Genomic DNA, 13,685 nt, shown 5'->3' with positions numbered 1-13,685 from the left:
CAGGTTCTTTCTGGGTTCGCAGGGCTTCAGGCGGCCAAAGCCGGTCCGGTGCCGCCGGGACGGGCTTTTCTGCGCAGCCATCGGGGCAGGCGGGGGCGGAAGGCCTGTTCAGCACTCCATTCCTCAAGCAGCGAGGCGTTGTCCTCCTGTGCCCGGGCGTTGATGTACGCGGCGACCATGCCGGATAGGCCGCTGGCGAGAATGACGTTGTTGTTCCGAGAGGCTCCCAGGCTCGTGTTTTCGGTGACCATGTGTTCTGCTCTTCCCGTTCAAACCGCTTGAGAAGCTACGGACTCATTTGTGTTCCGCGCCACTCACCAGCTTACCTAACTAACAGACGTTAGGGAAGAAGATCCAGCCACCCTAACTAACGACTGTTAGGATGGCGGCTTATGAGCACCATGTCCTACAAAGCCGCCCGGAGTGCCTTCGAACTCCAGCTGAAGGAGTGGAACTGGAGCGGCCAGAAGGCTGCGCGCCAAAACATTCTGCGGGCCTTCCTCGAGCTCGCCATCACCAACGGAGTCAACTCCGTGTCCATGCGGACCATAGCCAATGCCGTCAACATCAAGGCACCCAGCCTGTACTCCCACTTTCCCAACGGCCGGGACGAGATTGTGGCCGAATCGCTCCGCTGGCACTTCCATCGCTTCGGTGTCGCCCTCCTCGAAGCCGTCGGCCCGGCCGGGAATGCAGATGAGTTTTGGGATGCCATGGTCAAGCTGCACTTCACCCGGCAAGTCCGGCTTCCTGAAAGCAATCTCTGGGACCTGCTGGTGGCGACGGACAGGATGGCCGGGATTTTACCGAAGGACCTTCGCGCGCAGGTGGACGCCTGGGTCACGCTCCATGAGCAAATGTACGTCGCCGCCGCGGAAGACATGGGATGCGTCGAGGCCTCCGAGCACGTCAGGGTGGTCATGACGCTGCTTGAGGGCGCCACGCGCTGGGCACCCACGGATTGCACCGATGCCGAGCTTGCCAACCTTGCTGACCGCGCCGTCACCCTGTCGCGGGCCATCCTCTCCGTGGACTTCGCGGCATAAACCTGCCCATTATGGAAGATGGTAAGTAGGCTGTCTTTCATGACAACCGACGCCCGCCCCCTCGCCATGGTCACCGGAGCCTCTTCCGGGATCGGCTATGAACTGGCCAAACAGTTCCTCGCGCATGGCTTCGACACCGTCATGGTGGCGGACGGGCAGGACATCCGGAGTGCCGCTGGCAGCCTGGCGGGACTGGGCGGGTCGGCCATCCCCCTGCAGATCGACCTGGCTGACCGGACCGGCCCGGGTACCCTCCAGTCCGCGGTCAACGCACTGGGCACACCCCTTGAAGCGGCAGCCATTAACGCAGGAATCGGCGTCGGAGGACCCTTCATCGAAACCGATCTCGCCCAGGAACTGAGGATCATCGACCTCAATGTGGCGTCCACCGTCAGCATCGCCAAATGGGTGGCCAGGGACATGGCCGCGCGGAACAGCGGGAGAATTCTGTTCACGTCCTCGATCATCGCGCGCACCCCCGCGCCCTTCCAGGCGATCTACGGAGCGTCCAAGGCGTTCGTCCAGTCCTTCGGGCAGGCTTTGCGCAACGAACTCAAGGACACGGGCGTCAGCGTCACCATCCTGCTGCCCGGCCCTACGGAGACGCCGTTCTTCGAGAAGGCCGACCTCCTGGACACCAAGGTCGGAGCCGAGGAAAAGGACGATGCCGCCCAGGTGGCAGAACAGGGCTTCACGGCCTTGATGAAGGGCGAAGGCAACGTCCTGGGCGGCTCGTTGAAGTCCCGCACCATGGGGCTGGGATCGAACATCCTCCCGGACGCCTTGGGCGCGGCCTTCGGGAGGCGGCTCAGCGAACCCGGCTCCGCCGATCAGGATGAGTGAACACCAACCGCCCACAGTCCGGCGGCACGTAGCTGGTCACGCCATCAGGAAACGCACAAGCAGAACGGATGCCCTACCGGGTCCAAAAAGACCCTGAACGTCTCACCCGGCTGGTGATCATGCTTGCTGGCGCCGATCGCCAGCACGGCCTCTTCGGCCTTGTCCAGGTCCTCGACGATCACGTCGAAATGCATCTGCTGCGGGATGGTCTGGCCTGGCCATACAGGCGGCTGATAGACCTCCACCTGCTGGAACGAGATGCAGTTGCTGCCGTCGGCCGGCCGGACGTCCGCCCAGTCCTCGTCTTCCCGGGTGACCTCCCAGCCGAGCAGTTCGGCGTAGAAGGCGGCCAAGGCGGACGCGTCGGGACAGTCAATCACAACGCTGGGGTGTTTGGCGATGGCCATCGACTAAACCTCGTCCGCAGTTTTCTTGAGTCGGGCCAAGGCACTCTTGGTGCCCCGCTGGGTGAGGACGTGCACCACGGCGCCGACGCCCGCCGATACCACCGCGAAGACCAGTACGCCCGGAAGTGAGTCATCCAGGTCCGTGCCGTCCTTGGGCGCGGGCTTGCCGGTCTTCTTCTCCCAGAGGCCCTCGAGGGTCTTGTTCGCCAGGGCACCTGCACCCAGGCTGACCACCAGTCCGAACAGTTTCACGAGCAAGTTCACGAAAAAATCCTCCATCCGATCGCGGGGCAGTTCCCCACAATGTACGCCCAACAGCATGGCGGGGCCGCTGCAACCCGCAGCGGCCCCGCCATCTTTGCTAATCCTTCTTGAAGGCGTCCTTGACCTTTTCGCCGGCATTCTTAAGGTCGGCCTTGGCCTGCTCGCCCCTGCCTTCGGCTTCAAGGCGTTCGTTGTCAGTCAGCTTTCCAGCTGCTTCCTTAGCCTTGCCCGCGATCTTCTCGCCTGTGTTCTGAGCTTTGTCGTCAGCACCCATGTTGCACCTCTTTCGTAGTGAACCTGTACCTCTACAACATCACTAATCAGGATACTTATCAACGTTTTGGGTGGATTCGGCGTGTATCAGGACTCACCGAAACCCTCTTCCACCAACCGCCCTACGTACTGCACCGCTTTCAACGCATCTTTCCCGTCCGCTTCCACGTGCAGGTTTGCGCCCTGGCCGGCGGCGAGGGTCATCAGCGCCATCACGGAGGTACCGTCGACGCCGTTGATGGTCACTTCCGCGTCCAGCGAGGAGAGTCCGCCGGCGATCTTCGCGGCAGGCCGGGCATGGATGCCCATGGGATTCACGAGCTCGAAATCGCCGGATGCTTCGGGTTCGCGAGGGGCAGGTTCCCCGGCCGGCTGGCCTTCCGCGCTACCGAACCTGACGCTCTCCGCAGCATTGCGGACATCCACGACGGCGGCACCACCTTGCGCTGCCACGGCAGCAGCCACCAGCCCTTCCACCAAGGGGGCATCGGCCAGCACCACGGCATCCGGATCGCTGCAGAACTCGATCGCCGACTCCGCCGTCATCACTGCCGAGCCGAGATCGGCGAGCACCACCACGCCATCACCTCCGGCGTCCACCAGGGATTGCTCGACGGCGGCAAGCACCTTCTCCAGGCTGGTGCCGATCCGGCCGTCGTCAGTTCCCCCGGCGGCGGCGAGGTCGACGTCGGGAGCCATTTGCGCGGCGAGATCCACCGCACCGTCAGCAATTCTGCTGCTGTGCGATACCACCACAATGCCAACCGTCATGAAGGGTCGGCCCCAGAGGCTCCCGGCCCTGCAACTCCGCGCGCTGCCTCCGCGGCCGCCCGCAGGAGAAGCGCTGTGGAGGCGGCCCCGGGATCACGGTGTCCCGCACTGCGCTCCCCGAGATAGCTGGCGCGGCCCTTCCGGGCAACCAACGGGTCCGTCGCTGCGGCACCGGCTTCGGCGGCTTCGGCGGCCTTTTCCAGGACGGACACCACATCGCCGCCGTTTTCCACGGTGGTCGCGGCAGCTGCCACGGCAGGGGTCCAGGCATCCACCATCGTCTTATCGCCCGGTTCGGCCTTTCCCCGCGCCACCACTCCGTCGCGGGCCGCAGCCAGTGCGGCGGCCATGGCGGCAGGGTCGATGTCCGTAGCATCACCCAACGAGGTCGCCGCGCGCAGGTACGCGGTCCCGTAGAGCGGTCCGGCAGCGCCGCCCACCTTGGACATCAACGCCATGGCCGCTGCCTTCAACGCAGCGCCTGCCGTCTCCGGCGGAGTTTCCTCCAGCTTCTGCAGCACGGCCTGGAATCCGCGGTCCATGTTCTCACCATGGTCCGAATCGCCGATCGCCCGGTCCAATTCGATGAGTTCGGTGCGGTGTTCTGCCATGGCCTTGGCGGACAGCCGGATCCAATCCAGTGCCCAATCGACTCCGAGCCCCATGCTCACACTCCCCACCGCAAGGCTGCGGTGTGCACTGGAGCGTCCCACAGGGCGGTCAGCTCGTCATCCAGGCGAAGAACGGATACCGAGCAGCCCTGCATTTCCAGGGACGTGATGTAATTGCCCACCAGCGAGCGCGCCACCGTGGCACCACGTTCGGCCAACACTTGGGCGGCGCGGCGGTAGACGATGTAGAGCTCGCTTTGTGGAGTTCCGCCCATGCCGTTGACGAACAGCAGCACGTTGTCCCCCGAAGCAAGGGACAGGTCTTCCAGCACCGGTTCCAACAGGCGGTCCGTGATGGCGTCCGCACTTTCCATGGCGATCCGGTGCCGGCCAGGCTCGCCGTGGATGCCGATTCCGATCTCGATTTCGTCATCGGCCAGTTCGAAGCTTGGCGTTCCTGCGTGCGGAACGATGCATCCGGACAGGGCCACGCCCATGGTCCGCACGTTGGCCACCACCCGCTCTGCGATAGCTGTCACGGCGTCCAGGTCATCCCCGCGTTCCGCGGCGGCCCCTGCGATCTTCTCCACCAGCACAGTACCGCCCACGCCCCGGCGGCCCGCCGTGTACAGCGAGTCCTCCACCGCGACGTCGTCGTTGACCAGCACGGACCGGACGGCCACGCCTTCGGCCTGCGCCATCTCCGCGGCCGTTTCGAAGTTCAGGACGTCACCGGTGTAGTTCTTGACGATATGTACGACGCCGGCACCGGAGTCCACGGCGGTGGTCGCCGGAATGATCTGGTCGGGTGTGGGCGACGTGAAAACTGCCCCTGGTACAGCTGCGTCGAGCATGCCCAGGCCCACGAAGCCGGCGTGCAAAGGTTCGTGACCGCTGCCGCCACCGGATACAAGGGCTACCTTGCCCTGGACCGGGGCACCTTTCCGGACGACATACTTGGGCTCGGGATGGACGTCCACCAAATCGGCATGCGCCATGCCGAACCCTTCGACGGACTCGTCCACCACGGCGCGAGGATCATTGATGAGCTTTTTCATGGGTTGCTCCTGGGCATGCAGTGGCTGGTGCTCTGACCCTACTACCGGCGGGCCGGACCGCGGTAGGGCTTCCCGCGCGGTCCGGCCCGGCCTCTTAGCCTCGGCCGTCGATCGGCGGTTCGGTGCCGACGTCGGTGGCCGCGGGAGTGCCAACATCGGTGGCCGCGGGAGTGCCGATGTCCGGCCAAAAGGCCGCATAGAGGTCGGGGTCGGGGTGGCCGCCACCGGGCCACAGGGTTTCGTGCGCGTCGGTGCTGTACGGGATGTCGATCTGGAAAGCCGAGAAATCCGGGAACACAGGCCTGTCCTGCATAGTGGGCTCCTGCACGGCGCGCCCCTAGTTGCCCAGGGCGGCGTCGGCGCCGGAGGTCACAACGTCTTCGAGCAGCACGGTCTGGTCGATCACCGGGAGCCCCACCACGTGCCCAAAGCTGAACATGTTCTGCGGATCCAGTTCAGCCTTTGCCTTGCGGAGGCGTTCACGGATGGCCGGGCCCCAGGCACGCTCCCGGTCCTCGGCGTCCACGAAGTGCCCGTGGAGATTGACGAAAGTCCCGCTGTTGGAGGCATCGCGCAGGTCCTGGCGAACGGCGTCGTACACCTTGGGAAGCAGCTCCGCCAGAGGCGGGACAGCCATGCCCGCCATGAAGAAACTGAAAGCCGCGTCGCGGCCACCCACGGTGTCCTGGCCGTCGCCGGCGGCAAGGGCTCCGCCAAGCAGCCGGAGCTCGGCCATCAGTACGGGACTTTCGACGCCGGGACCGAAGTGCCGCAGGATGGCCTCCCGGGCCGGGCCGTCCAGGCGGTCCAGGAGGAAGCCGCATTCACGGGCCGGTACGGGCTGATCCGGGTCCATGTGGATGGTGTCGAACCGGGTGGAGTCCAGCGGACCGGTGCCGTCCATCATGAAAGGCGCACTCCGGCGCATGGGCTCCAGCAGCTGCGTGGCAGTGGCCGCGTCACCCTGGTAGGCGTACCGCAGATGCACCACGAATTTGCCGCGCAGCGGTTCGGGGATGATGTCCATGTCCGGCAACCGCAGGAAAGCCAACGACGCCGACGCCTCCGTTGGAAGCGTCCCTACCCATTCGCTGAACTGCTGGAGGACGGTGGCTGCGTGGTCGCCGTCGAAGTAGATGCCGCCGGCGAAGATGTCCTGGCTCGGAAAGAGATGGAATTCCATGGCAGTGACAATGCCCAGGTTGCCCTTGCCGCCGCGCAGGAGGAAGAAGAGCTCCGGATTCTCGTCTTGGGTGACCCGGTGCTGCGTTCCGTCGGCGGTGACGAGCTCGAAGGCGATCACATGGTCCGAGGCGAACCCGTATTTCCGGCCCATAATGGGCAGGCCGCCGCCGAGCGTGTAACCCACCACGCCCACGTCCGTTGTGGAACCGCAAAGGCCCATGAGTCCGAAAGCCGCAGCCTCGTCCACTACAGCCTTCCACCGGACGCCGGCTCCGACCCGGGCTGTCTTTTCAAGCGGGTCGATGCTGAGTTCCAGCATGCGGCGGGTGCTGATCAGCAAACCGCCCTCGATCGCATTGGTGGCGCCGTGGCCGGTGGACTGGACGGCCACGGGGATTCCCCGTTCCGCCGCCCACTTCACTGCGGCCGAGACGTCCTCTGCGTCGAGGGCGCCGAAGGCGAGGTGGGGCTGGTGCTGTGTTGAAAGGTTAAAGGCCGCTACCTCGGTTGCGAAGCCCGGGTCGGCCGGCGTGAACACGGGACCGCGCACGCTGAGTTGGAGTTCTGAAACGGCTGAAATGGACGCGTGGGACTGCATGATCTTCTCTCGATTGATGCATATTGGCGGAAGCTCCCCAGCAAGCCTCGACCAGTTTATCCATCAAGTTTAGATAAGAGAAGATGGTTTAAATCAGGCATTTTCCTTGTGTTTTGCCGCGCGTGTTACTGAAGGTGCTTGATCATACGGGTGTTACCCAAGGTATTGGGCTTAACCCGGGCGAGGTCGAGAAACTCAGCCACACCCTCATCATGCGAACGCAGGAGCTCCGAGTAGACCTGCGGATCCACGGCAGACTGGTCCGCCATCACCTCGAAGCCGTGCCGCTTGAAGAAGTCCACTTCGAACGTGAGGCAGAAGACCCTGCTGACGCCCAGGGCCTTGGCTTCCTTCAGCAGGTCCTCCACCAGGACATGGCCCACACCCTTGCCACGCCATGAATCCGCCGCTGCCAGGGTGCGGATCTCCGCGAGGTCTTCCCACATGACGTGCAGGGCGCCGCAGCCAATGATCTCGCCGTCCACGGATTCAGCGATCCGGAATTCCTGGAGGCTCTCGTAATAGGCCACGGTCTCCTTGGCCATGAGGATCCGCTGCTCAGCCAGCGGCGCCACCAACCTCTTGATCTGTGCCACGTCGCTGGTGCGGGCAGGGCGAAGGCTGAAGGCGGAATCCACTCCCCCATCCTAGCCAGCCGGGGGCAGGGTCCTTGTTTCTGTTGCTGTTAGTGCCAAGGCAACCGTTCGCTCACAAACAAACCCATCACAGAAACCGTCGTCCCGCGCACCTTTGGACCGTCGGAGTTCTGCCAAACAAGCGCCAATGAAGTACTGCCAATAGAGGTAGCGTTCCCCGGAATTCCTGAAGCCATGCCGGCCGCCATCAGATTTCGCTTATCGGCGGTGGAGCCCAACCAACAAAGGCCAAAACCCGCTGACCCCCTGCAAGCACGCTCCTGTGACGAGCACGGATGCCGGGACAGACAGCTCAACGACGGTCACGCTAAATCCCGCCATCCTTCCTTACACCCAGTAACCGTTGTTTGCCCACGCAGACAGAGGCAAGGAAAACAGGACTTCAGATGATGCTGCCCATCCGACAAGCGGATTTACAGGGATGCACCGCCACAGATGACGTAGTTCTGGCCGGTGATGGACTTGCCGTGGGGACCGAGGAGGAACGCGGCCAGCGCGGCCACGTCCTCCGGATCCACCAACGAGCCGAGAGCGGGCACCTTCACCGGAGTGGCGGCGCGGCCGGGATCATTCAGCATCGGGGTGTCGGTCGGGCCTGGGGACAGCACATTCACGGTGATCCCGCGCGGCGCCAGTTCCTGCGCCCACGTCCGGCCGAGTCCCATCAGCGCGGCCTTCGTCGCGGCGTAGTGGCTCTTGCCCGGCATCCCTGTGGAGGTGCGGCTGCCCAGCAGGACGATCCGGCCGCCGTCAGGCATGGACGGCACAAAAGCGTTGGCCAGCACCGACGCAGCCGCCACATGAACCGTGAACATCCCCTCCAGCGCCGCCGGATCCAGGTCCCCCAAATGCGCAGTCCGCTGGAACCCGGCGGCATGCACCAAGGCATCGGCCGGTTCCAGACCTGAAACTGCACCCGCAAGCGACTCCGGCGCGGACAGGTCGGTCTGCAGCCACTCGAATTTTCCGCTTAGGGCAGACTCGGTACGGCTCAGCCCGGTGACCTTCCAGCCGTCGGCCAGCAGCCGCTCAGCGATCGCCTTGCCGATGCCCGAGCTGGTCCCGGTGACCACCGCATGCTTCGTCATTCGTCCCCGCCCGGCGTGGTGGTCCCCTCGTACGCCCACTGCGGGTCAACCCGGACGAACTTGATGGCCTGCCGGAAATACGTGTACGCGATGTTCAACGCACCGTCCGGGCCCTGATGGATGGACGGGTAGGAGTATTCACGGTTCAGCCCGTCGCGGGAGTTGTTGGACAGGCAGTACCCGTCCCCCACATCCAGGTTGCGGCGGATCGGCCACGTGCGGCCGGAGTCCTCGGAAATGGCCAAGGTCATCGGTGAGCGCGGCGTGCCCCAGAAGGCGCGCTTGACGCCGTCGTCCTCGGCAAAAGCAGAGGCGTCCGGCTCGGCGACGCCCTGCTCCTCGGCCAGCCCGTCATCGTCAATCTCGTCATAGAGCGAGAGGCGCCGCTCGGTGCCCTCCCCCGCCCGGCTGTGGTTGTACACCAGCACGAGGCGGCCGTCGGCCAAGGCAACAAACTGGATGGACGAGTTGTTGTTGGGCAGTTCGGTGGGGACAGGTTCGCTCCAGGTGGAACCGTCGTCGGTGGAGCGGGATTCGTAGATGGAGTCTGCCCAACGGCTGCGGAACAGGGCAAGCAGGGAGCCGTCGGCGACTGGCTGGATGTTCATGTGAACGCAGCCGAGGCTGCCGGGGAGAACGGTTTCGGTCCAGGTGGCGCCGGCGTCGTCGGAGATCATCACGGCGCTGTCGTCGCTGTTGCCCACCCACTTCTCACCGGGCGTGGTGATGCAGCGGAAGATCGGGATGATCAGCCGGCCGGATGGCAGGACCACCGGCAGCTGGCGCACGAACACGCCGCCGGTTTGGTTGGCCGGGAACAAGGTCTCCACCTCGCCCCAGGTGCGGCCGCTGTCCGTGGAAACACGACGGCGGACCTCGGCGGTGTCCTGGTTGCCCGCCTTCTGCGCGGTGTACAGGAGCCAGAGGGCGCCGTCGGTGTTGGTGAACAGGATGGGGTTTTGTTCGGAGCGGGTGGAATCGTCCGAGAGTTGCTGCGGCTCGGACCACTGGCTGCTGCCTGGCTCCAGGGTGGAGAACCAGATGGAGATGTCCGGCACGCCCTCCTGGGTGCCGCCGAACCAGACGCAGCCCAGCCGTCCGTCAGGGAGGGTGAGCAGGTTGGCGGCGTGGCTTTGCACGGTCGGGGCGGGCAGGTAGGCGAAGTCGGCGCCGTCGGCGCGCTTCACCGCCCCGTCCGGGGTGATGGTGCTGTAGACGTCGGTGGTGGTGTTGGGCATGATTACTGCTCCTCCTTGGTTCCGGCAGCGGAGGTAGCGGCGTCGAGGTGGGATTTCGCGATCTGTTCCAGATGGGTCAGGTCCGAGGCGATCGTGGCGAAGGTGTAGCCCTGCTGGAGGCGCTGGTTGGCTACCGAGCCGGCGGGGGTGTGGATGCCGGCGGCGACGCCCGCGGAGGCAGCTGCTTCAGAAATGGTCTTGAGCGCGGCGTTAAATTCCGCTTCAACCTGAGGATCGCCGGGGAATGCACCGCCGACGGCGATGGACAGGTCCGACGGCCCCACGTAGATGCCGTCCAGTCCATGGGTGGCGCAGATTTCCTTGACGTTGGCCAGACCCTCAGGGGTCTCGATCATGGCGAATACCAAAGTGGTGCTGTTGGCGTCGGCCGGCTTGGGGCCGATGCGCAGGGCCGAGCGCATCGGCCCGTAGGACCGGCCGCCCATTGGCGGGTACTTCGCCGCCGCCACGGCCGCTGCGGCGTCTTCGGCGTTGTTGATCAGCGGCACGATGACGCCCACGGCGCCGGCGTCCAGGGCCTTCCCGATCGCGGTGAAGTCGTTGGCCTCCACCCGGACCATCCCGACGGCCTTGTTTCCGGCGTCAATGGCCATCAGCCCATTGAGCACGCCCGAGTACCCGAGCAAGCCGTGCTGGGCGTCTAAGGCGACGTAGTCGTAGCCGAGGCGGCCGACGCGTTCGGTGGCCACGGGCGCGTCCAGCACCGCCCAGTAGCCCACCGCCTGCTCACGGGCACGGATCTTACGGGCGAATTCGGTGGCCAGTTGGGAGGTCATCAGAGTCCTTCAGTTCGTGATTAGCGGTTCGGTAGGAAGTCAGCGGTTGTAGGCGGGCATCGGGCCGCGCAGTGAGATGCCGACGGCGTCGCAGGCTTCGACGACGTCGGCCGGGAGCGGTCCGTTGGCGACGGCGGCGATGTTGGCGCGCAGCTGTTCGACTTTGGATCCGCCGAGCAGCATGGAGCCCACACCTTCGCGGTAGGCGAGCCAGCGCAGTGAGAGTTCGGCCAGTGATACTCCGGCGTCCGAGGCGATGCGTGAGAGCTCCCCGATGGCGTCGAACAGTTGCTTGTCCCAGTAGCGCTGGGTGTACATGGCGGCGAGTTTCGAGTCGCCGTAGCGGCCCTCGGTGGGTTTGGCGTCGAAGCTGTGCTTGCCGGTGAGCAGCCCGCCGCCCAGCGGGTTGTAGACCATGGTGTGCACGTTGTGGATGGCGGCGAACTCGAGGTATTCCTCCTCGAGCCGGCGGGCCACCAGGTTGTAGAGCTGCTGTGCGACGACGGGTTGCGGGGCCCCCACTTCACGCGCCGCGTGAATGACGTCGGCAATCTGCCAGGCGGCAAAGTTGGACACACCCAGCGCGCCGATCTTCCCCTCGGCTTTCAGATCGGCAACTGTGGACAGTGTCGAGGCAAGCTGTGTGGCCCGGTCCGGCTGGTGCAGGTAGAACAGGTCGATGCTGTCCACGCCCAGCCGGCGGAGACTGCCTTCGACGCTGGCGCGCAGCCCCTCGGGCGACAGCGGCGAATGGGAGCCGTGGTCCGCGTGGGGCATGCCGGCCTTTGACGCCAGGATGACGCCGTCGCGCTTTCCCTTCAAAAGGCGCGCCAGCATCTCCTCGGTCACACCGCCCACGTAGGCGTTCGCGGTGTCGATGGTGGTGATGCCAGCGTCGAGCGCTTCCTCCACCATCCGGCCGGCGGTGGCCTCGTCTACGGTGTCGCCGAACGTCATGGTTCCCAGGACAAGCCGGGAGATGGGGAGTTTCAGGCCGTCCACCTGGGAGCCTTCGGGCTGGGTGCTCATGTGTTGATTCCTCGTGGTTGCGTTCGTGAGTAAGGATCTAGGCCGGTTCGGCTAATTGGCTTGGTTGGCCAGGGCCAGTGATCGGACGACATGCCGCGGCTTCAGCCCGGTCATGGTGGAGGGGTCCAGCGCGGCGCGGCGGAGCTTGCGGGTGTAGTCCTCCTTGGGCGCGGTCAGGACGGACGCGGTGGTGCCGTGTTCCACGAGCTTGCCGCGCTGCATCACCATGACGGTATCGCTGATTTCCTGCACCACTCCCAGGTTGTGCGAGATGAAAACGTAGGTAATGCCGGTTTCGTCCTGAATGGACTCCAGCAGCCGCAGCACCTGGGCCTGCACGGACACGTCAAGCGCGCTGGTGGCCTCGTCACAGACCAGCAGTTCCGGCTTGGAGGCAAGTGCCCGTGCGATGCCGATGCGCTGGCGCTGGCCGCCGGAGAACTCAGAAGGCCGTTTCTCCAGGGACCGGACGGGCAGGCCCACCTGGTCGATCAGCTTCGCTGCCGCCTTGTGCCGTTCGGCCTTGGAGCGGACACCTTGCAGCTTCAGCGGCTCGGCCACGATTTCCTGCGCGGTCATGTGAGGGTCCAGCGAACCGTAGGGGTCCTGGAACACCATCTGGAACTTGGAGCGTAGCGGCCGCAGCTTGGCCTCGCTCATGGGTGCGATGTCCGTGCCGTCCAGGGTGATGGACCCGCTGGTGGGGGCGACCAGCCGCATCAGGGCCTTGGCGACTGTGGACTTGCCGCAGCCTGATTCGCCTACAACGGCGATCGTTTTGCCTTTGTCCACAGAGAAGGAGACGTCGTCCACGGCCCGGAAGGTGCCGCCGGGCACGTGGTAGTCCACCACCAGGTTGTCGACGGCGAGGAACGGCTTCGTCATGGCTTTGCTCCGGTCTGGGTGAGGGCTGGGTCGGTGCTTGCTGCGGTTCCTGTAGTGCCGGCGGAGCGGCGGCCGGTAGAGGCAGGTGTTTCGTCCCACTCCCCCAAGACGGGAATGGCGGCCAGCAGGGTTTGGGTGTATTCGGTGGCCGGGTGGTCCACTATCTGCTGGACCTCGCCGGATTCGACGAAGGAGCCGTCCTTCATCACGTGGATGCGGTCCGAGATCAGCCGGGCCACACCCAGGTCGTGGGTGATCATCAGGATGCCGACGCCGCGCTGTTCCTGGAGTTCGAGGAGCAGGTCCAGGATTCCGGCCTGCACGGTAACGTCCAGGGCCGAGGTGGGCTCGTCCGCCACCAGCAGCTGCGGCTCGGAAGCCAAAGCGATGGCGATCAGCACACGCTGGAGCATGCCGCCGGAGAGCTGGTGCGGATATTTCTTCAGTTGCTTTTCCGGCGTTGGGATGTGCACCTGTTCCAGCAGGCGCACGGCCCGGGCCTGAAGCGCAGTCTTGTCTTTGGCCGAGGCGGCGTCGGCGATCTTGATGGCTTCGAAGAGCTGGCTGCCGATCGAGTGGACCGGGCTCAGCGCCGTCATGGGATCCTGCGGAATCAGGGCCAGGGTCTTGCCGCGCACCTTGTCGATGGCCTTGGGGTCAGCTGAGATGTCGACGCCGTCGATCTTCACTGTGCCGGACAGGACTGCCAGGTCCTCGGGCAAGAGACGGAGGATTCCCATCGCCGTCGTGGATTTCCCCGAACCGGACTCCCCGATGATGGTGACCGTCTCGCCGCGGTGAATGCTGAAGCTGACGGCGTCGACGGCGCGGACGATGCCGGTCTCCGTGATGAGCTCCACCTGGAAGTCGCGGACTTCCAGCAGCGGCTGCTCGATGGGGTTGGGCTGATCTGCAGGTGAGTTAGCAGTGCTCATG

18 protein-coding genes are annotated in these 13,685 nt (G+C 65.0%); 2 read left to right on the top strand and 16 right to left on the bottom strand.

The features are described 5' to 3' along the window. Nucleotides 1-26: 26 nt before the first annotated feature. Nucleotides 27-251, bottom strand: a complete 225-nt coding sequence (locus ACSVIE_RS14065) for a hypothetical protein (protein ID WP_426005267.1) — start codon at nucleotides 249-251, stop codon at nucleotides 27-29. Nucleotides 252-392: 141 nt separating this feature from the next. Between ACSVIE_RS14065 and ACSVIE_RS14060 the strand changes: the two genes are divergently transcribed. Further along, nucleotides 393-1,046: a TetR/AcrR family transcriptional regulator gene (locus tag ACSVIE_RS14060; protein ID WP_426005266.1), complete on the top strand. Its 654-nt coding sequence runs from the start codon at nucleotides 393-395 to the stop codon at nucleotides 1,044-1,046. A gap of 39 nt (nucleotides 1,047-1,085) precedes the next feature. After that, nucleotides 1,086-1,889, top strand: coding sequence for an SDR family NAD(P)-dependent oxidoreductase (locus ACSVIE_RS14055; RefSeq protein WP_442424227.1), 804 nt, complete (start codon nucleotides 1,086-1,088; stop codon nucleotides 1,887-1,889). A 44-nt stretch (nucleotides 1,890-1,933) separates the two neighbouring features. On the opposite strand, the gene ACSVIE_RS14050 is transcribed toward ACSVIE_RS14055, so the two are convergent. From ACSVIE_RS14050 to ACSVIE_RS13980, 15 genes are all read right to left on the bottom strand, one after another. Then, nucleotides 1,934-2,296 (bottom strand): VOC family protein, encoded by a 363-nt coding sequence (locus ACSVIE_RS14050; protein WP_442424226.1) that lies wholly within the window; start codon nucleotides 2,294-2,296, stop codon nucleotides 1,934-1,936. Nucleotides 2,297-2,299: 3 nt separating this feature from the next. After that, on the bottom strand, nucleotides 2,300-2,560 hold the full coding sequence (locus tag ACSVIE_RS14045; protein WP_426005262.1) for a DUF4235 domain-containing protein: 261 nt from the start codon (nucleotides 2,558-2,560) through the stop codon (nucleotides 2,300-2,302). A 97-nt stretch (nucleotides 2,561-2,657) separates the two neighbouring features. Then, nucleotides 2,658-2,834: a CsbD family protein gene (locus tag ACSVIE_RS14040; protein ID WP_426005261.1), complete on the bottom strand. Its 177-nt coding sequence runs from the start codon at nucleotides 2,832-2,834 to the stop codon at nucleotides 2,658-2,660. Between the two features lie 86 nt (nucleotides 2,835-2,920). Further along, nucleotides 2,921-3,604, bottom strand: coding sequence for a dihydroxyacetone kinase phosphoryl donor subunit DhaM (dhaM, locus tag ACSVIE_RS14035; RefSeq protein ID WP_442424225.1), 684 nt, complete (start codon nucleotides 3,602-3,604; stop codon nucleotides 2,921-2,923). Continuing rightward, nucleotides 3,601-4,269: a dihydroxyacetone kinase subunit DhaL gene (gene dhaL, locus ACSVIE_RS14030; RefSeq protein WP_442424224.1), complete on the bottom strand. Its 669-nt coding sequence runs from the start codon at nucleotides 4,267-4,269 to the stop codon at nucleotides 3,601-3,603. Before dhaL ends, dhaM begins: the two co-directional genes overlap by 4 nt. A gap of 2 nt (nucleotides 4,270-4,271) precedes the next feature. Beyond that, nucleotides 4,272-5,273, bottom strand: coding sequence for a dihydroxyacetone kinase subunit DhaK (gene dhaK / locus ACSVIE_RS14025; RefSeq protein WP_442424223.1), 1,002 nt, complete (start codon nucleotides 5,271-5,273; stop codon nucleotides 4,272-4,274). Nucleotides 5,274-5,367: 94 nt separating this feature from the next. Beyond that, nucleotides 5,368-5,601: a hypothetical protein gene (locus tag ACSVIE_RS14020; protein ID WP_426005257.1), complete on the bottom strand. Its 234-nt coding sequence runs from the start codon at nucleotides 5,599-5,601 to the stop codon at nucleotides 5,368-5,370. Nucleotides 5,602-5,610: 9 nt separating this feature from the next. Further along, nucleotides 5,611-7,056, bottom strand: coding sequence for an FAD-binding oxidoreductase (locus ACSVIE_RS14015; protein WP_442424222.1), 1,446 nt, complete (start codon nucleotides 7,054-7,056; stop codon nucleotides 5,611-5,613). Nucleotides 7,057-7,181: 125 nt separating this feature from the next. Continuing rightward, the gene (locus ACSVIE_RS14010; protein WP_426005255.1) at nucleotides 7,182-7,694 is read right to left on the bottom strand and encodes an amino-acid N-acetyltransferase; all 513 of its coding nucleotides are present in this window, start codon (nucleotides 7,692-7,694) and stop codon (nucleotides 7,182-7,184) included. Nucleotides 7,695-8,125: 431 nt separating this feature from the next. Then, the gene (locus tag ACSVIE_RS14005) at nucleotides 8,126-8,800 is read right to left on the bottom strand and encodes an SDR family NAD(P)-dependent oxidoreductase (protein ID WP_442424221.1); all 675 of its coding nucleotides are present in this window, start codon (nucleotides 8,798-8,800) and stop codon (nucleotides 8,126-8,128) included. Next, on the bottom strand, nucleotides 8,797-10,038 hold the full coding sequence (locus tag ACSVIE_RS14000; protein ID WP_442424220.1) for a sialidase family protein: 1,242 nt from the start codon (nucleotides 10,036-10,038) through the stop codon (nucleotides 8,797-8,799). Before ACSVIE_RS14000 ends, ACSVIE_RS14005 begins: the two co-directional genes overlap by 4 nt. 2 nt (nucleotides 10,039-10,040) lie before the next feature. Continuing rightward, complete coding sequence (locus ACSVIE_RS13995) at nucleotides 10,041-10,835, bottom strand: HpcH/HpaI aldolase family protein (RefSeq protein WP_442424219.1); 795 nt, start codon at nucleotides 10,833-10,835, stop codon at nucleotides 10,041-10,043. Nucleotides 10,836-10,874: 39 nt separating this feature from the next. Next, a complete protein-coding gene (locus ACSVIE_RS13990) occupies nucleotides 10,875-11,864 on the bottom strand; it encodes an aldo/keto reductase (protein WP_442424218.1) in 990 nt (329 codons plus the stop codon). Between the two features lie 51 nt (nucleotides 11,865-11,915). Next, a complete protein-coding gene (locus ACSVIE_RS13985; RefSeq protein WP_442424217.1) occupies nucleotides 11,916-12,749 on the bottom strand; it encodes an ATP-binding cassette domain-containing protein in 834 nt (277 codons plus the stop codon). Then, nucleotides 12,746-13,684 (bottom strand): ABC transporter ATP-binding protein, encoded by a 939-nt coding sequence (locus ACSVIE_RS13980; protein WP_442424216.1) that lies wholly within the window; start codon nucleotides 13,682-13,684, stop codon nucleotides 12,746-12,748. Before ACSVIE_RS13980 ends, ACSVIE_RS13985 begins: the two co-directional genes overlap by 4 nt. Nucleotide 13,685: the final 1 nt, after the last annotated feature.

The organism is Paenarthrobacter sp. NCHU4564, from assembly GCF_052156435.1.
GTDB lineage: Bacteria > Actinomycetota > Actinomycetes > Actinomycetales > Micrococcaceae > Arthrobacter.
The sequence above is the reverse complement of the archived record's forward strand: the minus strand, read 5'-3'. Positions and strand labels throughout refer to the sequence as shown.